Below are 21,401 nucleotides of genomic sequence, written 5' to 3' on the forward strand. Positions count from 1 at the left end.
GCGCCGATTGACGCCGGCGGCCGTGAGGTCAGGCGGCGGCATGTGCGCAATGCGCGCTCCCGCGCGGGCGGGGCGCGGGAGGCGCGAGGGGCGCGAGAGGCGCGGGAGGCCGCGTCGGCAGGTGTTGGCCCGCGGCCGCGCGCGCGGGGCAACACCGCAATAGCAATCAAGTTTTCTCGAAAAGCACCAATACCGCCAAGACACGAAATGCCAGTCGCAAGGTCTTGAAGACGCGACCGCTTCGAACAGCGGCCGCACGCAAGGCGCGTATCGGTGGGCTCATCTCCGCCACGGGACGACAGGAGCGCAAAGCGTCGCCGTCGTGACGACGCCGTACGGAGAGCGCGCATCGCACCCCTTGCGCGCCGACATGTCGGCGACCCGCTCGCCCCTCGACGAGCGAGAACGGGTTGGCGAACAACGCAGCCCTTCCTGTACGCTGTGGACGAATGGGCACGTGCGTCCTGAACGAGAATGGGTCCACCGGAGGTCGGCGTTCCTCGTGCGGAGCGGCTCGTGCCCTGAACGCGGCCGGTGGCGACCGGACGCGCCAGCTGGGAGGTTCTGATGTCGAGTCAGTATGACAGCTTTGCACATACCTACCGCAGGCTCGGGGCGATCGACGTCCGTCGCTACGTGGATCAGTTCTCTTTCATGAAGGTGCTCGGCGACATCGAGGGCAAATCGATCCTCGACGTCGGCTGCGGCACGGGCGTCATCACGAGGGTGCTCAAGCAGCGGGGCGCGCGCAGGGTCGTCGGGCTGGACATCTCGGAAGGCATGCTGGAGGCCGCGCGCTGCGAGGAGGGGAAGAGCCCGCTCGGCGTGGAGTACGTGCAGCGCGACCTCATCGACGCGGGCGCGGTTGGCCCGTTCGACATCGTGACGGCCTGCTTCGTCCTCCCGCACGCCGCGTCGCCCGAGCAGCTCTTCGCGATGTGCAAGGGCGTCTCGGAGGCGCTTTCCCCGGGCGGGAGGTTCGTCGCCCTCCAGCCGAACGACGGGTTCGCGGTGAACGACCCCGAGTTCTACCGGGCTTACGGGCTCCGCGCCTCCGTCGAGGGGCGCCTCGAGGACGCGGCGCCGATGACGGTGAACGTGTCGAGCGGCGACATCGAGATCACGATCCTGACGCAGTACTGGACCCGGGCCGGCTACGAGGCCGCGCTGCGGCGCGCGGGGCTCGTGGACATCCAGTGGCGCTCGCCGGAGGTGTCTCCGGAAGGGATCGCGGCGCACGGGGAGCAGTTCTGGAGCAACTACCGCGCTCGCCCTTACGCGATGCTGCTCGAGTGCACGAAGGCGCCGGCGCCGAGATGAGGCGCGCGCCCCTTGACACCCCCGCCGGGCGCCCTATGTAAACGGTACGGTTTCGTTTACTCAGGAGCGGGCGCCATGGCGAGCATCGAGCAGCGCAAGGCGGCGAAGCAGGCGCAGATCAGGGCGGCGGCGCGGCGGCTGTTCCTCGAGCGCGGCGTGGGCGCGACGAGCACCGACGCGCTCGCGGCGGAGGCCGGCGTCTCGAAGCGGACGCTCTACGTCTACTATCCGAGCAAGGAGCTGCTCCTGCAGAGCGTCATCGAGGAGCTCCTCGCCGCATCGGGGCCGCGGGGGCTCGCCCCGGGCGCGCCCCTGCCCGAGGGCGCGCAGGCGTTCCGCGAGGCGCTCGCGGGCTTCCTGCGCGCGGTGCTCGCCACCATGATGCAGCCCGATTACCTCGGCCTGGTCCGGGTGATCGTCGCCGAGATCCCCCGGATGCCCGAGCTCGGGGTGATGGTCCGCGAGACGGTGCCGACGCGCATCCTGGGCGGCCTCAGGCGGCTGCTCGAGCACGGCCAGGCGCGCGGGCTCGTGTCGTTCCCGAGCGTGGACACGGCGGCGCGCATGGCGATCGGCGGGCTGCTCACGCACGTGCTCATGGACGGGCTGCTCGTCGGGGACGGCCCGCCGCGGCCGCCGCCGCCCGAGCGCGTCGACGAGATCGTGAGCCTGCTCATGCAGGCCAGCCTGACCGGCCCACCAGCGCAGCAGCGCTGAGCGGCGCGAGCAGGCCAGTCGGTCGAGACCAGCGCGGCGGCGCATCGACGGGCCCGAGCAGGCCAGTCGGCAGCGACCAGCATCGCAGCGCGGAGAGGAGCCCTATCGCGCGGGGTGAAGACGTCTTCGCCCTATCGAGCCAGCCGTCGTCTTCTTCCTCGCTCGCCGCTCGCCGCGCGCAATTCGAGGTCGGGATCGGCGCCGGGTGACCGGCGTCAGGTGCAATGGAGGAGATCATGAATGCAGCAGCTTCGATTCCCGTGGAACACCCCGCGACGCCCGGCTCCGGCCAGGAGGGCGCTCCCTGGACCCTGCCCTTCGCGCAGGTGCGGGCGCGCGACCTGCCGCAGGTCGGCGGCAAGGGGGCCAACCTCGGCGAGCTGGCGAGCGCCGGGTTCCCGGTGCCGGCCGGGTTCTGCGTCACGACCGGCGCGTACGCCCGCTTCCTCGAGGCCTCCGGGGACGCCGCGTGGCTCTGGGCGCAGCTCGACGGGCTCGATCCGCACGATCTCCCCCGCGTCCAGGCGGCGGGCGCGCGCGTGCGCGGCCGGCTCCTCGAGGTCGCCGTCCCGGCCGAGATCGAGGCCGCGATCCTCCGCGCCTGGGAGGCGGCCGGCGCCGCGCACGCCTACGCGGTGCGCTCCTCGGCGACGGCCGAGGATCTGCCCGGCGCCTCCTTCGCCGGCCAGCAGGACACCTTCCTGAACGTGCGCGGCCGGGACGCGCTCCTCCGAGCGGTGCGGGCCTGCTGGGCGTCGCTCTTCACCGACCGGGCGATCCTCTACCGCATCCAGAACGGCTTCTCGCACCGCGCGGTGCAGCTCTCGGTCGTGGTCCAGCGCATGGTGATGCCGGACGTCTCCGGCATCCTGTTCACCGCCGATCCGGTGACCGGCCACCGCCACCGGCTGACCATCGAGGCGAGCTTCGGGCTCGGCGAGGCGCTGGTCTCCGGCCTGGTCACCCCGGACCGCTACCAGCTCGACAAGCGGCGCCCGGGCGAGGTCGAGATCGCCGTCGCGGACAAGCAGCGCGCGATCCGGCCGCTGCCGGAGGGCGGCACGCGCGAGGAGCCGCTCGAGGGGCCCGCGCGCCGCGCCCGCGCGCTCGACGACGCGCAGATCCAGGCGCTCGCGCGCCTCGGGGCGGCGATCGAGCGGCACTACGGCGCGCCGCAGGACATCGAGTGGTGCCTCGAGGGCGGCGCGTTCAGCGTCGTCCAGTCGCGGCCGATCACGTCGCTCTACCCGCTCCCGCGGCCCGCGCCCGGCGACGATCGGCTGCGCGTGTACGTCTGCTTCAGCCAGCTGCAGGTCATGACCGACCCGATGCCGCCGCTCGCGGTGGCGGTCTGGCGGCGCCTGTTCCCCTTCGGCAAGCAGGGTGATCCCGCCGCCCCGAACCCGCACATGCTCGAGGCGGGCGGGCGGCTCTACATCGACGTGACGCCGCTCTTGCTCCACCCCGTCGCGGGCAAGGTGCTGCCGCGGCTCCTGTCGGCCGGCGACGCGCTCGCCGCCCGCGCGCTCGGCGAGGTGGCGGCGCGGCCGGAGCTCCGCGCCGAGGCCCGGCGCCCCGGGGCCGCGGCCGGCGCGTTCGCCGTGCTGCGCTGGGCGGCGCCCGTCGCCGGCGGGGTGGCCGGCTGGCTGCTGTTCCGCCGGCCGGAGGCGGCGCGCGCGCGGATGGAGGCGCTGGTCGACCGGGCGGTCCGGGACGCGGCCGACCGGCTCGCCGCGGCGCCCGCGGGGCCGGCGCGGCTGCGGCGCGCGTTCGGCGAGGTGCTGGGGGGCGCGCTGCCGCCGTTCTTCCGGCGGGGCGTGCCGATGGTCGCCGCGGGCATCCTGGCCTTCACGGCGCTGCGGCGGCTCGTGGGGGAGCGGGCCCGGCCCGGCGATCTCGAGGCGCTCGGCCGCGGCCTCGTGGGCAACGTGACCACGGAGATGGACCACGCCGTCGGCGACCTCGCGGACGTGGCCCGGCCCTACCCCGCGCTGGCCGAGGCGCTGCGCGCGGCGGCCGCCGGGGCGCCGCTCGGCGCGGCGGCCGCCGGGGCGCCGCTCGGCGCGGCGGCCGCCGGGGCGCCGCTCGGCGCGGCGGCCGCCGGGGCGCCGCTCGAGGGGCTCCGCGCGCTGGACGGCGGGCCGGGCTTCCTCCGGGCCCTCGAGGACTTCCTCGGGCGGTACGGGATGCGCGGCCCCGGGGAGATCGACCTCAGCCGGAGGCGCTACCGGGACGACCCGCGCCTGATCCTGCAGGCGGTGGCCGGCAACCTCACGCAAGGCGAGGTCGGCGAGCACCGGCGGCGGCATGTGCGGCTCGGCGAGCTGGGCGAGGAGGCGGCGGCGCGGCTCGTCGCGGCGGCCCGGGAAGGGCGGTTCGGGGCCGTGCGCGCGCGGGCCGCGGCGCGGCTGGTCCGGATCGCGCGGCACCAGATGGCGCTGCGGGAGCACCCGAAGTACCTGATGATCCAGCTGCTCGACCTGGTCCGGCGCGAGGTGAAGGCCGCGGGCGAGGAGCTCGTCCGCGCCGGGCGGCTGGATGGGGTGGACGACGTGTTCCTGCTCGGCGAGGAGGAGCTGCTCGCGGCGCTGGAGGACCCCGGGGTGGACCTGAGGGGGCCTGTCGCGCGGGCGCGCGCGGAGCTCTCGCGGTTCGAGCGGCTCGCCCCGCCCAAGGTGATGACGTCCGAGGGCGAGTGCCCGGCGGCGACCCACGACGCGGCCGGCCTCCCGGACGGCGCGATCGTGGGGACCGCGGCCTCGGCGGGCGTCGTGGAGGGGCGCGCCCGCGTGGTGCTGGATCCGGCGCGCGAGACGCTGCTGCGCGGGGAGATCCTGGTGGCGCCGTTCACGGATCCGGGCTGGACGCCGCTGTTCATCAACGCCGCGGGGCTCGTCATGGAGGTCGGCGGGATGATGACGCACGGCTCGGTGGTGGCGCGGGAGTACGGGATCCCCGCGGTGGTGAGCGCGGCCGGGGCGACGCAGAGGATCCGGACCGGGCAGCGGGTGCGGGTGAACGGGGAGCTCGGGTATGTGGAGATCCTCGCGGAGAGCGGGAGACGCCGCGCGAGGAGGGGGCGTCATGAGCGCGAATGCCCCTCTCTCCTCTTCTTGTGTCCTCGCGGCGTGACGTCGCGGCGTCGCGTCAGGCGGGCTCTCCGGAAGGTGGCCAGTCCCCCATGACGGCGAGGGTCAACGCGGTGAAGCGGCGAGGGCGCATGAACGGCTCGCCGTCACGGCGCGCCCGCGCCGAGCGCGAGGAGGGCGAAGCTCGCGAGCCAGTGCTCGCCCATGTAGTCGCCGGCGACGTGCGGCAGGCTCGCGTCGAGGTGCCGCTCCGCCGCGTCGAGGGCGCGGGCGCGCACGGGGTCTCCCGCGGGCAGCGCCGCCGCGAGCGAGCGCCAGCAAAAGGCGCGGCTCAGGTTCAGCCCGTCGAGGTGGGCGATCTTGCCGTCGCTCCGGTCGCTGACGATCGCGGGGTCGAACAGGGTCGCGGGCTCGCCCTGCGCCGCGCGCGGCAGGAACCGCGCGAACCAGCCGCGGAACTCCGGTCCTGGCAGGGCCCGGCGCATGCACTCGGCCTCGACGAGCGCGGGAGAGAGGAAGTCGTCCTGCGACGGCTCCCACGCCTGGCAGTCCACGTCGCGGCCGTACCACGCCCGCGCGGCCTCGGCGCAGCCCGAGGACAGCCGCGCGTCGCCCTTCACCTCGGCGTACTCCAGCGCGAGCGCGAGCGCGAAGGCGGTGTTCGTGTGCGCGCCGGCGCGGACCGGGTACGTCGCCCTCTGCAGGAACTCGAGGAGCACCTCGGCGAACGCGCCGCCGAGCGGCGCCAGCGCGGCCGACCACCGGCGGCCTTCCTCGGTGTCGTACCGCGCTAGCTCGGCCGCGAGCATCAGGAGCCACGCCCAGCCATAAGGGCGCTCGAAGCCGCGGCTCGACGGCCGCCGGAGATAGGCCAGCTCGGCGGCGACGTTGTCGCCCGTGAGCTGCGCCGACAGGAGCCCGCGGATCGACGCGGCGCCGGGCGCGCCGGGGAAGAGGCGATGGACCCTCGCGAGCAGCCAGTACCCGTGCACGCACGAGTGCCAGTCGAAGCTGCCGTAGAAGAGGGGGTGCAGGTCGCGCGGGCCCCTCACGTCCGCGGGCCCTTCCATCACGTGATCCAGCTTGTTCGGGTACTCCCGCGTCACGTGCCCGAGCGCGATGACGGCGAACCGTGCGGCGATCTCGGCGGTCAAGGCGTGCGCCATGGGCTTTTGTATACGCCCAGGTTCTCCTGACGCACAGGGACTGGTAGGCTGAACGACATGTCAGACAAGGGTGCCCGCCCGTCGGACGATCCCTGGGTGTCCTCCGCTGGCGAGCGCGGATCGCCCGGGTCCCGGAGCCACCTTGGCGAGGGGGATGTCGTCGGCGAGCGCTGGCGGCTCGAGGAGCTCCTCAAGAAAGGGGGCATGGGCCGGGTCTTCCGGGCGACCGACACGCACCTCGGCGCGCAGGTCGCGCTCAAGCTGATGGATCCGGCGATCGTCGGGACGGAGAAGGCGCGGGCCCGCTTCCTCCGCGAGGCGCAGACCGCCGCGCGGCTGCGGGGCCCGAACGTGGTCCAGATCCTCGACCAGAACATCGACGCGGCCACGCGGGCGCCGTTCATCGTGATGGAGCTCCTCCGCGGCGAGGACCTGGCCGACCGGCTCGCCCGCGGCCCCCTCTCCTACGCCGAGACGGTCGCGATCCTCGGCGACGTCTGCAGCGCGATCGGCAAGGCCCACGCCTCGAACGTCATCCACCGCGACCTCAAGCCGGCCAACATCTTCCTCGTCGACGACGAGGAGCGCCCGCTCTGCAAGCTGCTCGACTTCGGGGTCGTCAAGCTCGGGGATCTCGGGCTCGACCCGAAGGGGACGCCGCAGACCGACGCTGGCTCCACGCTGGGCACCGTGAGCTACATGGCCCCGGAGCAGCTCGCGAACGCCCGCGAGGTCGATCTGCGCGCCGACCTGTGGTCGATCGGCGTCATCGCCTACGAGTGCCTGACCGGGCGCCGGCCCTTCCGCGGCGACTCGCTCTTCGAGCTGGTCCACCAGATCTGCAACGTCACCCCGCTCGCGCCCTCGCGCCTCTCCGACGTTCCGGGCGGCTTCGACGCCTGGTTCGCCCGCGCGACGCACCGCGACCGCGACCGCCGCTTCGCCTCGGCCCGCGAGCTGCTCGAGGCGCTCCGGGCCCTCGCCGGGCGCCCGCCGGAGCCGGTCGTCGACAAGCCCCTCGAGATCCAGCCCGAGGCCACGCACCACCAGAGCTGGGCCTCGGACGCCAACCAGATCGACATCGGCGCCCTCAAGGACCTGACGTTCAAGAACGCCGTGGTCCGCGAGTTCCTCGACAGCGCCAACAAGCATTTCGTCTCGGGGAGCAAGGGGCTCGGCAAGACCCTCTTGCTCACGTACAAGCGCTCGGTCCTCAGCGACATCTACCTGGCGGCGACCGGCCGCGACCGCCGCCACGCCGCCGTGCAGTTCATCCCGGAGGGCCGGCCTTACCTCGACCTGATGGGCGACCTGGCCAGCGTCGACCAGACCCGATCCGACCTCATGTCGGGGCTCTACGAGTGCAAGCGGCTCTGGAGCTTCAGCTTCCGCCTGTCGATCGTCTCGTACCACCCCTCCCTCGTCGGCGATCCCGAGGACCTCGCGCCGCTCCCCCGGGGCCTGCGCGGGTTCCTCGAGGGCCGGCCGGTCGAGCCGACGATGGTGGTGAAGGAGCTCCTGTCGCTGACCGTCCGCCAGATCAACCAGGTCATCGACGCGATGGAGGGCCCGCTCGAGCGGCGGCTGCGCTCGCTGCACAGCGGCACGTACATCTTCGTGGACAAGCTCGATCAGGCGCTCCGGCGCCTGCCGCGGGCCGCCTGGATCCACATGCAAGCGGGGATGATCGAGGCCGCGTGGGACCTGATGAACGCCAACCGGCACGTCAAGATCTTCGCCGCGATCCGCGAGGAGGCGTTCTCCGCCTACGAGTCCGACATCAAGACGAACCTCTTCGGCGCGACGTCGACGCTGCGCTACGCCAAACACGAGCTCTTCGAGCTGCTCGAGAAGCTCACCTATTATTACGAGCGGCTGCCGCTCCGCGAGTTCATCCACCTCGACGTGGTGAGCACCGGGCGCTCGGCGCGCGGCGAGCGGGCCGTCGACTTCCTCTACCGCCACACGCTCGGGCGGCCGCGCGACCTCGTGATCCTCGCCTCGGAGATCTCGCGCAACCGCCGGGCCCTCGACGAGCGGACGTTCACGCGGATCGTGCAGGACACCAGCGCCGGCCTCCTCGTCGCCAACATCTTCGACGAGATGCGGGTCTTCCTCGAGGTGCTCTGCCACCGCGACAAGCGCGATCAGTTCCTCGGCCTGCTCCCTTGCGACGTGCTCACGTACGACGAGGTGGTCGAGGTCTGGTGCCGCTTTCACGGGGTCGATCGCGCGTATTTCGACGCGCACGGCCGGACCTCCGACGACGTCTACCACCCTTTCCGCGAGCTCTTCGAGTGCGGCCTGCTCGGCGTCCTCGGCGGCGATCGGGCGGCCGGGGGCCAGGTCCAGCGCTTCCGCCAACCGCACGACGCGGTGATCGGCTCGCGCCACGAGCTGCCGCGCTCGCGGTATTACCTCCTCCACCCCTCCCTCCGCGCGCTGATCGAGCCGCTCCCCGGCGGCGGCCGGTTCAACGCGATCCGGCACGTCGTCATCGGCCACGGGGAGCCCTGGCCCCGGCACGCGGACCTCGTGGTCGACGTCCAGCGCGAGCTCTTCCGTCGTCCGGACGCCGACGAGGAGATCGCCGAGGCGGTGTTCTCGCTGCTCGATCGCCTGGCGGCCGACGTCGCCGACGGCGAGGCGGTCGACGCCGCGCGGCGGGCGATCGCCGCTTCCCCGGCCTTCGCGCGCCTCAGCGCCGAGCTCGAGCGGATCCACTGGGACGAGCTCCACCTCGCGCTGCTCGATCTCTTCCCTGCCGCGCGGCGGGTCGAGCCGGAGCTGACGAACCGGGTCGAGGTGGCGATGCTGCTCATCGACATCGTCCGGTCGACGCGCATGATCCGCGACCTCGGCGACACCGGCTTCGTCGACCACCTCCAGCGGCTCCGCGGCGCGCTCCGCAGCTCGGCGAACCTCCGCCTGCTGAAGGGCGTCGGCGACGGCTACCTCGCGGTCTATCCCACGGTGGCCCGCGCGCTCGAGGCGGCCCGCACGCTGCGCCTCGCGGTCGACGATCCCGCGCAGCTGCGCATCGTCATCCACTGGGGTCCGGTGCGCATGAGCGATCACGACGTCATCGGCACGGAGGTCCACCGGCTCTTCCGGATCGAGGCGGTCACCGACGACGACCGCGCGGAGGAGCCGGGCGCCGATCGCGCGAGCGCGACGCTGCCGAACCCTGGCCTGGTGACGCTCTCGCGGTCGGCGATCGCCGCGTTGCCCGAGGCCGCGCGCGCGGGCTTCCGCCGCGCGGGGGCGTTCCGGCTCAAGGGGTTCGACGACCCCGAGCCCATCTGGGTGGAGGCGGGCGGCGGCGCGTGAGGGCTCACCTCCAGGGCTCGCGAGCGGCGAGCCCCGTGGAGGACCTCCGTCGTACCGCGGTGGGGTGTTCGCGGCGCGCGGCGCGGGCTTCGCGCCGCGCCGGCTAACCGCGCCGGGATATCCCGGCGGCCTGCATCACTCGAACTCGGTCCAGAGCGCGCAACGCTCGATCTCGGCGCCGAACTGCTCGCATATCTCCCCGCAGAGATCGGTCCCTTCTCGGCAGCATCCGCTGCCCGAGCACCCCTCGGCCACCCCTGCTTCCCCGTTGGTGCACACGTAGTTCCAGGAAGGGCACTCGGACGCGATTTCGCACGTGACACCGCTCGTGCAGTCGCCGCACCCGCTCGCGCCGACCCCCACGCCGAGATAGGTCACGAGCGCGACGAACACCGCTGCCGCCGAGAACCTCGCGATCTTCGACGCCGCACCTCCCCGCGCGGCCGTCGCCCGCGCCTCCCACGACAACGGATGGCGCGGCGCGACTGCCCTCTCCCGATGGCGCGAGTCGTCTCCACCGAGAGCGCCCCCGTCGCCCGCCCTTTCAGTCTCCGCACACGCCTTGTTGGTATTCGCTGGTTGTCTCATGCCGGTACAATTCCGACCAGCGGCGCGCATTTCTCACCCGTTCAACATCGCCCGGCATCGCGAGCTCGCGTGGTGCTCACCGGCACTCCAGCTCATGCACACATCATACCACAACGCCACGAGCACAAGGGGCGGCCGGGACCTTGACGATCGGGGCAGTGCAGCGGGCGCCGCGCCTGGCGGTCGAGGCAGGGAGGAGATCGCGGTCGAACCGCGCCGCGGCGCGGCTGCGTCGTGCACGCCGCGGCGCGGGTGCGTAATGCGCGCTGCGGCGCGGCCGGGTCGTGGTGGCTGCTCCGGCGCTCCGCCGGGCGTGATGCTCGGCGGCGGGCGCCGGTCTCGCTCCCGTGTCGCTCCGGGAGCGACCTGCCGTGCGCCGGCTACGGCGTCAGCTCGGCTTCGATCCGGTGATGGGTCGCCTGCTCGTAGTCGTAAGCGAGCCCCAGCAACGCGGCCTCGCTCCAGCGAGGACCGATGAAGATCAAGCTGAAGGGGGCTCCATCGCTGTACTGACCAGCAGGCACGACGACCCCGGGCAAAGCTGCGATGTTGATCGCAGACTCCGCGGTCGCCGGATAGGTGCCATCGCCGATCAGCGCGGGGATCGTGTCATAGGTCTGCGGGAACACCAGGACGTCAAGATCGTTGTCCTCCATGACGGAGTTGAAGGTGTTCAGGTACTGGTCCCGCAGCGACCAGAAGCCGGACAGGTCGGGCGCGTCGTCGGGGTGGCTCAGCGAGGACGCCAGCACGGGGAGCTTGTCGACGTACCAGGCCAGCGGACCGCCGTTCTGCGCGAACGGGGAGACCCCTGTGATGGCCGAGAGCCCGTCGATCGAGCCCACCACCACCCCCTGGTACGTCACCCCCTTCAGGTACTGCTGGAAGTCGTAGGCGACCGACTCGGTCCCCCGCATGTCGTAGGGCTCGCCGGCCAGAGCCAGATCGGCGAACCCCCTCCCGATGAAGGGATCTTCGACGACGGTCGCGCCTTCGATCTCGAGCTCCTCGACGGCCGCGTCGTAAAGCGCCTGCGTCTCCGGGGACAGGGCGTTGAGGCGCCAGCCCTGGCCGTACAACCCGATCCGCTTCCCGCAGAGGGCGGTCTTGCTCAGCTGGCTCGTGTAACCGTTCGGGGGCAGCTTCCCGATGGCGGCGCTCGTCTTGGGGTCGTCCGGGCTATAGCCCGCGAGGACATCCATCAACACGGCGGCGTCATGAACGGTCTTCGCGATGGGGCCGACCACGTCCCTCGTGCTGGCCGCCAGCGGCACGATGCCCGTCGTGGGGACGAGGGCGAACGTCGTCTTGATGCCGACGAGGCTCTGCGCGCCGGCGGGGTTCTGGATCGATCCCCCCGTCTCCTCCGCGAGGCCCAGCACGGCGAAGTTCGCGGCCACGGCCGTGGCCGAGCCGCTGCTGCTCGCCCCTGGCACCAGGCCCCTGTCCACGGCATTGTACGTGGGGCCAGCCCAGCTGCTGTTCGCCCGGGTGCCGTCGTCGCTGAACGCCGGGATGTTGGTCTTCCCGAGGATGATCGCCCCCGCGTTGATGAGCCGAGCGACGACGACCGAGTTCTTGATCGGGAACAGATCGATGCCGCCCGCCGCCTGGGAGCTGAGCGGCGCCCAGCCAGCCGTCGTCGGCAAGCCGACGTAGTCCATGGACTCCTTGATGACGACGGGGATCCCCGCCAGGGGGCCGAGGACCTCGCCGTTCCTTCGCCTCCTGTCGATCTCGCGCGCCTCCGCGAGCGCGTTGGGGTTCATGGATGTAAAGGCGTTGTAGGACGCCTCGTACTCGTCGATCCTGGCGAGGTACGCCTGCACGAGGGCCTCTGCCGTGAATCGACGGGTCCTGTACGCCCTCTGGATCCCCGAAACCGTGAGCTCGCTTACATCTATATCGTAAGGGCCGAGGGGACCGGCCGCGCCGTGGCTGGTGCCGGGGGCGCCGAGAACGGCTCCGACGAGGATGGCCGTAGCCCACCGGATGCCCAAACGAGTATTGTCTTTCACGTGAATGGCTCCTTCTCGCTCCAGGATATGGGCCGTGCGTCGGTTGAATCTCCGCCGTCGTGATCGGACTCGGGGCCTCGAGATCACAGCTCGCGAGGACCACGAATCAGCGCTCGGCTAGACAAGGAATCGGCGCGCTCCACGCGACGGAGGCTCGAAGATGGCGCCCGTCACGCCCGACGACCCGCACCGCCGCCGCGACGCGGGCGATGCGATACCATCGAGCGAGCCCGTTGATTCCTCTGAACGTCATCGCGATATCCGCCGCGAACGAAATTTTCTTTGCGGATCGTAATGACGCTGCGCGGGGGTTGTCCTCCGCGACCGTTGTACTAGCCGAGCAGTAGAAGCACACGCATAGGCAATGCGCGTCGTTCGGGTTTGACCCGATGAAAGTCGAAGTTTTGTTAGATCTGGGCGATACTTTGAATGTTATAGCAAAGCGGGCTCCGATGCAAGTTTGCCTACCACACTTTTGGATGGGCCAGAGTTCTTTCTCCCTCCCTGAGCGCCCGCGGCAATCCTGCCTCCCTGACACGCACCTTGCAACGCCGCCCGCGCGGCGGTGCCGCGCCGGTGGCGGCGGAGTTGCATAGTCGCCTCCCGTTCATCGCCCTGGGCGCGACGGCGAGGCGCGGCGGCACCTCGCTGACGCCGCTCCGGGCGGCGTCGACCTGCCTCCTCCCTCTTCCCTTCCTCCTCCCCTCCTCCCCTCCTCCCCTCCTCCCCTCCTCCCCTCCTCCCCTCCTCCCCTCCTCCCCTCCTCCCCTCCTCCCCTCCTCCCCTCCTCCAGATAGCAAGAGCCGATCCACGGCTGGGTCCGCCGACGCCTCCTATCGATCACGTCCCTCACTCGTATCGATCCGCGTGCCGCAGTACGCACCGACGTCTCCGGGGGACGCTCGCGCGTTCGCCCACCGCCGTGACCTCCGGCCGGTGAGCCGACGTCGGCGGCAGCCAAAGGAGACAAACACACACATCACCATACCATCCCGGCATGCTCGGCAGCGGCATGAGGCGCTGGTGCCCCCGTACTGGCAGGCCCCGATGCCCGCGTCGGAAGCGGGCGCGCGAGACCTGCTAGGGTCTTGCGCGCGCGACGTCTGGCGAGACGAGGGAAGCAGAGCGAGCCGGGGATGCCAAGAAGAGCCGGCGCGACCGCCGCGCGCGACCGCGGGCGGCGCCTCCTCGGCGGCGGCGCTCCCCGTGTAGGATGCCGCCATGCGGAAGCTCGTGGTGTTCCTCTTGACGCTGATGTCGATCGCGTGGGGCGCGCCCTCGCCTGCGCGAGGGCAGCCTGCGCAGGGCACGGCCGCGGCCCCGTCGAGGACGGCCATCCTCGGGTTCACGGCGTCGCTGACGGGCAACGTCAACGTCGAGTCGACCCGCCAGACCAACGGCATCAGGATGTGGGTGGACGATGTCAACAAGGCCGGCGGCATCCGGCTGGCCGACGGCAGCGCCGTCGCGCTCGACATCAGGTTCTATGATGACGAGAGCAACAAGGATCGCGTCCAGCAGCTCTACACCCGGCTGATCAACGAAGATAAGGCCGACTTCCTCATCAGCCCGTACAGCAGCGGCCTGACGGACGCCGCGGCCGTCATCGCGGAGCAGTACGGCCGCGTCATGATCACGACGGGCGCCTCGTCGGACTCGACGCACGAGAAGGGCTACACGCTCGCCTTCATGACGTACACGCCCGCGAGCCGTTACCTGGCCGGCGCCTTCGATCTCCTGGCCAGCCTGGACGCCTCCGCGAAGAAGGTCGCGATCGTCCACGAGCGCGACAAGTTCTCCACGGACGTGGCCACGGCGGCCAGGGACTACGGCGCGAGCAAGGGCTACGAGGTCGTCCTCTTCGAGGGCTACGCCACCGGCACGACGGACTTCGCGCCGTTCATCAACAGGATGCCTGGTGACGTCGACGCCATCATGGGCGGCGGCCACTTCGCCGACAGCAGCACCTTCGCGAGGCAGCTCTCGGAGAAGGGCATCCGGGCGAAGTTCATCGCGCTCCTGGTCGCGCCGCCGGAGCCGAGGTTCGGGGAGCTGGGCGGGGCGGCGCTCGGCGTGATCGGGCCGAGCCAGTGGGAGCCCGGCGTGAGGTACAGCGCCGAGGCCGCCAGGGCGGCGAACCTCGCCTGGTACGGGCCGCCCGTGAGCGATTTCGTCGCGCGGTACACAGCGCGCTTCGGCGACACGCCGTCCTACCACAGCGCGGGCGGGTACGCGGCGGGGCTGGTCCTGGAGCAGGCGATCGCGCGGGCCGGCTCGCTGGACACGGCGAAGGTCAAGGCGGCGCTCGACGGCACGGACATGCTGACCTTCTTCGGCCACACGAAATACGACACCAGCGCGAAGCGGCACGGGCGCCAGATCGGCCACGAGATGGTGTACATCCAGTGGCAGAAGGATGAGCAAGGCAAGCTGGTCAAGCGGGTCGTCTGGCCGGAAGACGCCAGGGCGGCGGAGCCGCTGTACCCCGCGCGCGCGCAGGCGGGCGCCGGGGTCAATCAGCTGCTCACGTCGGTCGTGGACGGGCTCATGCTCGGGTTCGTGTACGGCATCGCGGCCATGGGGATGACCCTCATCTGGGGGATCATGCGGGTCATCAACCTGAGCCACGGGGCCATCATCGCCCTCGGGATGTTCGCGAGCTATTTCCTGTTCACGCACCTCGGGCTGAACCCCTATGTCGGGCTGCTCGCGGTGGCCGGCGCGGGCCTCCTGCTCGGCCTCTTGATCTACCCCGTGGCCGTGCACCGGGTCATCCACGCGCCACACCACCTGACGACGCTCCTGGCCACGTTCGCCGTCAACATGATCTTCATCGGGCTGGGCACGGCCTTCCTGACCACCACCCCGCGCAACATCGACTATTCCCTCGGCACCGCGCGGCTCGGCCCGGTGGCGCTCCCCGGCACGCGCCTCATGGCGGCGCTCATGGCCGTCCTGGTCGCGTCGGCCCTCACCTTGTTCCTCCGCCGGACGCGGCTCGGCATGGCGATCCGCGCGGTCGCGAGCAACCGCGCGTCGGCGGAGCTGATGGGGATCCCGTCCTCCCGCGTGCTCGGGCTCAGCTTCGGGCTCGGGACGATGCTCGCGGCGGTCGCCGGAGGGCTCATCGCCACCTTCTTCCCGTTCACCATCCTGAGCGGCGAGTCGTACCAGCTGAAATCGTTCGTCATCGGCGTCCTCGGGGGCCTCGGCAACCCCATCGGGGCGCTCGCCGGCGGGCTCCTCCTGGGCATGCTGGAGGGGCTCATCCCCATCTTCCTCCCCGTGAGCTGGGTGCCCGTCGTGGAGTTCGCCCTGTTCGTCCTCGTGCTGCTGGTCCGCCCGAGCGGCCTATTTGGAGCCCGCACATGAGCGCCTACCGACACCCTGCCTTCTGGCTGACGCCCCTCCTGGTGCTGGTCGCGGGCGTCGTCCCGCTCGCGACGCGCGACGACACGCTGCGCGAGACGATGTTCACCCTGCTGACGTTCATCGCGCTCGCCTCCAGCCTGAACCTGCTGCTCGGCTATGCGGGGTACGTGAGCTTCGGCCACATCGTGTTCTTCGGGCTGGGCGGGTACACCGGCTTTTATCTCCTGAGCCAGCGGGGGCTCTCGCTCTACCTCGCGATGCTCGCCGGAGGCCTCGCCGCCTCGGCGCTCGCCGGCGTGCTCGGCGCGGCCATCCTGCGCCTGCGGGGCGCCTACTTCGCCCTGGCCACGATCGGCATCAACGAGGCGGCGCGGGCCTTCGTGAACAACTTCTCCCCCTTCGGCGGCGCGACGGGCATGTCGATCAACTTCTCCGTCTACGGCGAGTACGGCGGCCCGGCCAGCGCGCTGTGGCTGACGTACGCCCTGCTCCTCGCGGTGGCGATCTCGGTGGTGGTCGTGAGCCTGCTGGTGAAGGGCTCGCGGTTCGGGCTCGGCTTGCTCAGCATCCGCGAGGACGAGGACGCGGCGCTCGTGATGGGCGTGAACACGCCGCGGCTGAAGACGCTCGCCTACGTGCTCTCGGCGTTCTTCCCGGGCGTCGTCGGCACGCTCTACTTCTTCAAGAACGGCAATGTCGAGCCGGGCGACGCCTTCCGGCTGCACATGTCGATCGAGGCGCTGGTCATGGTGATGCTCGGCGGCGCGGGGACGGCGCTCGGACCGGTCCTGGGGGCGGCCACGTACGACCGGCTGCGCAGCTTCCTGCTCACGAGCCCCCTCTTCAAGGATCTCCACCTGGCCTTCGCCGGGGTCGTGCTCCTGCTCATCGTCCTCTTCGTGCCCTCCGGGGTCGTCGGCTGGCTGCGCGCCCGGCTGCCGCGCGCGCGGGGGGTGCTCGAGTGATGCTCGCGGTGCAAGGGATCGAGAAGCGCTTCGGCGGCCTCCTGGCGCTGAGCGACGTCGCCTTCGCCGTCGAGGAGGGGGAGATCCTCGGCCTGATCGGGCCGAACGGCGCGGGCAAGACGACGCTCTTCAACGTGATCAGCGGCGTGCACGCGCCGGAGAAGGGCCGCGTCGTCTTTCGCGGACAGGACATCACCGGGCGGCCGCCGTACCGCGTGGCGCAGCTCGGGCTGGCGCGCACCTTCCAGATCGTGCGGCCGCTCCACGATCTCACGGTGCGCGACAACGTGATCCTCGGCGCCTGTTACGGCCGCGAGCGCCACGGGCGCGCCGCGGCGGCCCGGGTCGCGGACGAGGTGCTCGCCCTCGTGGGCCTCGCCGAGCGGGCCTCGCAGCTCTCCGGCAGCCTGAATGTGGCGCAGAAGAAGCGCCTGGAGCTGGCCCGCGCGCTCGCGGCCCGGCCCTACCTGCTCCTGCTCGACGAGGTGCTCGCGGGCCTGAACCCCGCCGAGGTGGCCAGGATGATCGACACGCTCCGCCACATCCGCGGTCAGGGGGTCACGATCCTGATGATAGAGCACCTCATGCAGGCGATGATGAGCCTCTCCGACCGGATCGTGGTGCTGGACTATGGCAAGCTCATCGCCCGGGGGACGCCGCGGGAGGTGGCCGAGGATCCGCAGGTGATCGAGGCGTACCTGGGCGACCCGAAGCTCGCGCAGGATCTGCTGGAAGGAGGCTCGGATGGCGACCGCGCTCGACGTGACTGACGTGGCCTCGGGCTACGGAGAGGTGCAGGTGCTGTGGGGGGTGAGCCTGCGCCTCGAGCCGGGGAAGCTGACGGCGCTCGTTGGGTCGAACGGGGCCGGCAAGACGACGCTCCTGCGCGCGGTGACGGGGCTGCTCCCGGCGTGGCGCGGCTCGGTGGTCTTCGCGGGCCGCGACGTGACGCGCCTGCCCGCGCACGCCCGCGCCGGCGAGGGGCTGGTGCTGGTGCCGGAGGGGCGGCAGCTGTTCGCCGACATGACGGTGCACGAGAACCTGGAGATGGGGGCCTTCTCGAGGCGCGCGCAGCCGCGGAAGCGGCGCAACCTGGAGCGCGTGTTCGAGATGTTCCCGCGCCTCGCGGACCGCCGCCGCCAGAAGGCGGGCACGCTGAGCGGCGGCGAGCAGCAGATGGTCGCCGTGGCCCGCGGGCTGATGGCGGAGCCGGAGGTGCTGATGCTCGACGAGCTGTCGCTCGGGCTCGCGCCGCGGCTGGTGCTCGATCTGTTCGAGTCGCTGCGACGGCTGAAGCGGGAGGGGCTGACGATGCTCCTCGTGGAGCAGAACGTGGCGATGGCCATGGCGGTGAGCGACTACGCGTATGTGCTGGCGGAGGGGCGTATCCACCTGGAAGGGGAGGCGCGGGAGCTGGCGAAGAGGGAGGAAGTGCGGAAGGCTTATCTGGGGGTGTGAGCGGCGGGGGCCCAAGGGCTTGAGGTTTTGCCGGGCGGCGCGGCCCTCGGAGAGGGTGCTCGTGGCGCGGGGTGGGGGCCCCGCCGAACTCGTCGAGCAGAGTGCACCTCCGGCGGAGCCGGAGGCACACTCTGCTCGACTCAGACATCGGCCCATCCCCCACCCCGCGCCACGAGCACCCTCTCCGAGGGCCTACGGTCTTGGTGGAGCCTCGGTGAACCTGGGCGATACGGCGCTGGGATGGGGGAACGGCCGGTGCTACGGTGGCCTTTTGGATGAATTGCCACGTAGCTCGGGCCGGGATCGGGTGTGTCTTGTTGATGGCCGCATGCGCTCCGGCGAGCGTCCCGCGGCGGCACGAGGCGGAGCAGCGGCGCCCGGTCGCGCCGCGCTCGGCGGCGACCGCGAGGAGCGGCGCCGAGCACGGCGCGGCCAGCCCGGCTTCAACCGGGGTCGCTGCGGGCCAGGCCGCTCCGAGCGCGAGCGGTGCCGTGGAGCCCAGCGCAACCCCCTCGCCAACCGTCGAGCCGGGCGCGCCCTCATCGCCAGCCGTCGGGCCCGGCACGCCCTCGTCGCCCTACGCAGGGCTTCGTTATGCCGTCTACGAAGGCACCCTGGGCGATGGGGCACCGTTCGATCTCGTGCTCGAGTGGACAGGCGCGCAAGGCAACGCGCGGTTCGGGTATACCCCGCGAGGGAGCAGCGCGAAGCGCGTGGAGCTCCGGTTCGAGGGCGCGTTTTCCGGGGACCGGGGCGCCCTCTCGAGCGCCGGACCGCGACCCTCCCGCCTTTCGCTCAGCGTCCAGCCGGACGGGGTGGTCTCAGGCGCCTTCGAAAAGGAGGGGGAGCTGACCCTCGCGTTGAACGGACGGCAGCGGCGGCCTTTCCGGGGAGCGCTCAAGCACGAGGCGGCGCTGGCCGGCACGCTCGGCAAGAGCCGGATCCTCTGGTTCAAGCTGAAGAAGGACGGAGCGGCGGTCACCGGCCTCTACCGGTACGGGAACGCGTCGCAGGACCTGCTGCTCTCAGGGAGCGTGACGGAGAACGGCGATTTCGTGCTCGAGGAGCGCAACGAGGCTGGCGCGCTGACGGGCAAGCTGAAAGGCGTGTTCGTCAGCCCTGCCCGGGTGCTCGGGACGTGGTGGAGCCCCGATGAGTCGAAGACGCTCTCGTTCGATTTCCCCTCGCCGTCCAGCTTCGTCGACATCGTACGCGTCGGCGGCACCGTCCGCATCTATCCGGTGCGCCGCTCGGCGGACCTGGAGGAATGCTCCTATTCGACCGTGGTCCCGCAGCTCGCAGGGACGGGGAAGAACGCGCTGGAGCGCTCGGCCAACCGCGCGCTGGACGAGCTCGGCCGAGGTGCCTTGTCGGACGACTGGTGCGACGGCGCCGCCGCGATGGCGCAGGCGGGCCTCGGCTCCTGGTCCGGAAACCGGACCTACTCGGTCACCGGGGTGCGGCGCGGGCACGTGGGGCTGAGGTTCAGTGAAAGCAGCTATCAGGGCGGCGCGCACGACTACCACGAGAGCGACTGCGTCGTCCTCGACACCACCTCCGGCCGCGTCTTCCGGCTGTACCAGCACATCAAGCCCGCGGCCCGCGCGCAGCTCGACACCCTCGTCGCCCAGGCGCTCGACCGGGATCCGAACGTCCAGCGCGCGCGCGCGAACGGCTTCCCCGTCGAGCGAGGCAAGATCTCGGAGGGGACCGACCTCTGCGTCAATGATCAAGGGCTCGCCGTCCACTTCGGCGATTACGAGCTGGCCAGCTACGCCGCCGGGACGTTCACCGTGCAGCTCCAGGCGGCGGACGTTTACCCGCTGTTCGACAAGGCCGTCGCAGATGTCCTGTTCCGCTGACCGGGGTGAGCTCGAGCGCCCCGCCGCAGCGCCGCTGGGCGCGAGCCCAGGACCTAGGAGCGCGTACGCGCGCGGGTCTTTCGTGCAGGCCCCCGGCCGCGTGACGCGCTCGCGGGTTCCTGGTCCGCTGCGAGCAGCTCGAGAGCGCGCTCGTGGGCGAGCTCGAGCGCGCTCTGGCTCTCGGCCGGCAGGTCGGAGAAGAGCTGCTGTGCGCCGATGAAGGCGGCGTACTCCAGCCGCGCGAGCAGCAAGGCGGCGTCGCGCGCGCGCCCCTCGGCGACAAACAGGGACGCCAGGTAGTCGACGCGGCGCGCGTCGACCCGCCGGAGCACGGCCGCGGCGCGCTCGTCGCGGAGCGCCCACGCCCGCACGGCGATCTCGAGCCGGCCGTCCAGCGATTTCACGACCTCCCCGAGCCGCTGCCGCCTCTGCTCCGGGGCTCCGCCGCCCTCGGCGTGGTCGATGGGCGCCGACGTCTGCCGCTCCTCCCAGCGCGCGAGGAGCGCGTCCAGGAACGCCGCGATGTCCTGGAAGTGATGATAGAAAGAGCCCTTGGTTCGACCGAGCCTCGCGCAGAGGCTCTCGATCGTCAGCGCGCCCTCGCCGCCGTCGCGGAGCAGATCGAGCCCCTGATCCAGCCAGTCGTTCCTCGAGGTGCGCGCCATGGGGGGTCAGTCGAGCGTGGCGCCCGCGACCATGGCCGCGAGGGCGAGCGAGAGCGGCGAATAAACGAGGCGGTTCATGCGATGGTACGGCAGCGCGCGGGTGGCTGGCCGCAGGCGAGCCTCGAAGAAGCCGCCGAGGCCCCGCGCCCCGAGCACCAGCGCGGCGGCCCACGCGCCGAGCCGGAGCAGGGCGGCCGGCGCGCCGCGGCCGTACCGCTGCCCCAGCACGAGCGCGGCGGACGACAGGAGGAGGAACGCGACGAGCAGGCACAGGCCGAGCGACGGGAAGCGGCTCCCCTTCGGCAAGCCGACCACGATCTCCACCTTGTCGTGCCGCGCGTCCCCGGGCCAGGCGCCGCCGAGACCCCAGTAGACGTGCAGCGCCGCGAGCGCCGTGAGGATCCCGCCCGACATCCAGGCGAACAGGTCCCCCGCTCGGACCACAACGCCAGCCGCCCGGAGGGCGCACACGAGCGCGAGCGGGAAAAAGAGCACCCACTGCGGCATCGCGAACGGCGTCCCGAACCGGGAGACGCCGAGGACCAGCGCGATGCCCCCGAACAGGACGCTGAGCGCGGCGACGGCGAAAGGCACGATCAGCGCGGCCTCCCCTCCCCTCGCCCACGCGAACGCCAGCCCGGCGGCCATGAGCGCGAGCGTCGCGGTGACGCCGTGCCAGCAAAGCTCGTGCGTGGCGGTCACGAGCCGATCCACCCGCGCGCGATGCAGCGGAGGAAGAACCTCAGGACCACCGACGAATGCATGAATCGCGGCGGTGACGCCGGCGATGACCGTTGCGCTCGAGAGAAGCGAATCCATGAGCACCCTCACCTTCGAAACAAACCATACGG

Annotated in this window: 14 protein-coding genes; 9 read left to right on the top strand and 5 right to left on the bottom strand. The window is 71.6% G+C overall.

Annotated features, from left to right (window positions below):
* The first annotated feature begins 567 nt into the window (after positions 1-567).
* The 3 genes from WMF43_RS28090 (at position 568) to WMF43_RS28100 (ending at position 5,222) form a co-directional block, all read left to right on the top strand.
* Positions 568-1,320 carry a class I SAM-dependent DNA methyltransferase gene (locus WMF43_RS28090; protein ID WP_437669164.1) on the top strand — a complete coding sequence of 251 codons (753 nt, stop codon included), beginning with the start codon at positions 568-570 and terminating at the stop codon, positions 1,318-1,320.
* Positions 1,321-1,395: 75 nt separating this feature from the next.
* Positions 1,396-2,037 carry a TetR/AcrR family transcriptional regulator gene (locus WMF43_RS28095; RefSeq protein WP_437669165.1) on the top strand — a complete coding sequence of 214 codons (642 nt, stop codon included), beginning with the start codon at positions 1,396-1,398 and terminating at the stop codon, positions 2,035-2,037.
* A gap of 236 nt (positions 2,038-2,273) precedes the next feature.
* Positions 2,274-5,222, top strand: coding sequence for a phosphoenolpyruvate synthase (locus WMF43_RS28100; RefSeq protein WP_437669167.1), 2,949 nt, complete (start codon positions 2,274-2,276; stop codon positions 5,220-5,222).
* A gap of 50 nt (positions 5,223-5,272) precedes the next feature.
* On the opposite strand, the gene WMF43_RS28105 is transcribed toward WMF43_RS28100, so the two are convergent.
* A complete protein-coding gene (locus tag WMF43_RS28105) occupies positions 5,273-6,292 on the bottom strand; it encodes a DUF2891 domain-containing protein (protein ID WP_437669169.1) in 1,020 nt (339 codons plus the stop codon).
* Between the two features lie 57 nt (positions 6,293-6,349).
* Between WMF43_RS28105 and WMF43_RS28110 the strand changes: the two genes are divergently transcribed.
* Positions 6,350-9,622, top strand: a complete 3,273-nt coding sequence (locus tag WMF43_RS28110; RefSeq protein ID WP_437669171.1) for a protein kinase domain-containing protein — start codon at positions 6,350-6,352, stop codon at positions 9,620-9,622.
* 135 nt (positions 9,623-9,757) lie between these two features.
* Here WMF43_RS28110 and WMF43_RS28115 read toward each other — a convergent pair whose 3' ends face one another.
* Complete coding sequence (locus tag WMF43_RS28115) at positions 9,758-10,090, bottom strand: hypothetical protein (protein WP_437669173.1); 333 nt, start codon at positions 10,088-10,090, stop codon at positions 9,758-9,760.
* Between the two features lie 500 nt (positions 10,091-10,590).
* On the bottom strand, positions 10,591-12,039 hold the full coding sequence (locus WMF43_RS28120) for an amidase (RefSeq protein WP_437669175.1): 1,449 nt from the start codon (positions 12,037-12,039) through the stop codon (positions 10,591-10,593).
* Between the two features lie 1,410 nt (positions 12,040-13,449).
* On the opposite strand from WMF43_RS28120, the gene WMF43_RS28125 reads away from it, so the two are divergent.
* From WMF43_RS28125 to WMF43_RS28145, 5 genes are all read left to right on the top strand, one after another.
* On the top strand, positions 13,450-15,600 hold the full coding sequence (locus WMF43_RS28125; protein ID WP_437669176.1) for an ABC transporter substrate-binding protein: 2,151 nt from the start codon (positions 13,450-13,452) through the stop codon (positions 15,598-15,600).
* Positions 15,597-16,565 carry a branched-chain amino acid ABC transporter permease gene (locus tag WMF43_RS28130; RefSeq protein WP_437669178.1) on the top strand — a complete coding sequence of 323 codons (969 nt, stop codon included), beginning with the start codon at positions 15,597-15,599 and terminating at the stop codon, positions 16,563-16,565. The genes WMF43_RS28125 and WMF43_RS28130 overlap by 4 nt, the downstream gene beginning before the upstream one ends.
* Positions 16,565-17,335: an ABC transporter ATP-binding protein gene (locus WMF43_RS28135; protein ID WP_437669179.1), complete on the top strand. Its 771-nt coding sequence runs from the start codon at positions 16,565-16,567 to the stop codon at positions 17,333-17,335. Before WMF43_RS28130 ends, WMF43_RS28135 begins: the two co-directional genes overlap by 1 nt.
* The gene (locus tag WMF43_RS28140; RefSeq protein WP_437669181.1) at positions 17,310-18,023 is read left to right on the top strand and encodes an ABC transporter ATP-binding protein; all 714 of its coding nucleotides are present in this window, start codon (positions 17,310-17,312) and stop codon (positions 18,021-18,023) included. The genes WMF43_RS28135 and WMF43_RS28140 overlap by 26 nt, the downstream gene beginning before the upstream one ends.
* A gap of 491 nt (positions 18,024-18,514) precedes the next feature.
* Entirely contained in the window at positions 18,515-19,885 is a 1,371-nt protein-coding gene (locus WMF43_RS28145) for an RsiV family protein (RefSeq protein ID WP_437669183.1), read from the top strand.
* Positions 19,886-19,938: 53 nt separating this feature from the next.
* On the opposite strand, the gene WMF43_RS28150 is transcribed toward WMF43_RS28145, so the two are convergent.
* Both WMF43_RS28150 and WMF43_RS28155 read right to left on the bottom strand, forming a co-directional pair.
* A complete protein-coding gene (locus tag WMF43_RS28150) occupies positions 19,939-20,550 on the bottom strand; it encodes a TetR/AcrR family transcriptional regulator (protein WP_437669184.1) in 612 nt (203 codons plus the stop codon).
* Between the two features lie 6 nt (positions 20,551-20,556).
* Entirely contained in the window at positions 20,557-21,369 is an 813-nt protein-coding gene (locus tag WMF43_RS28155) for a DUF3995 domain-containing protein (protein ID WP_437669186.1), read from the bottom strand.
* Positions 21,370-21,401: the final 32 nt, after the last annotated feature.

The organism is Sorangium sp. So ce131, assembly GCF_051519095.1.
In the GTDB taxonomy this organism is placed as follows: Bacteria; Myxococcota_A; Polyangia; order Polyangiales; family Polyangiaceae; genus Sorangium.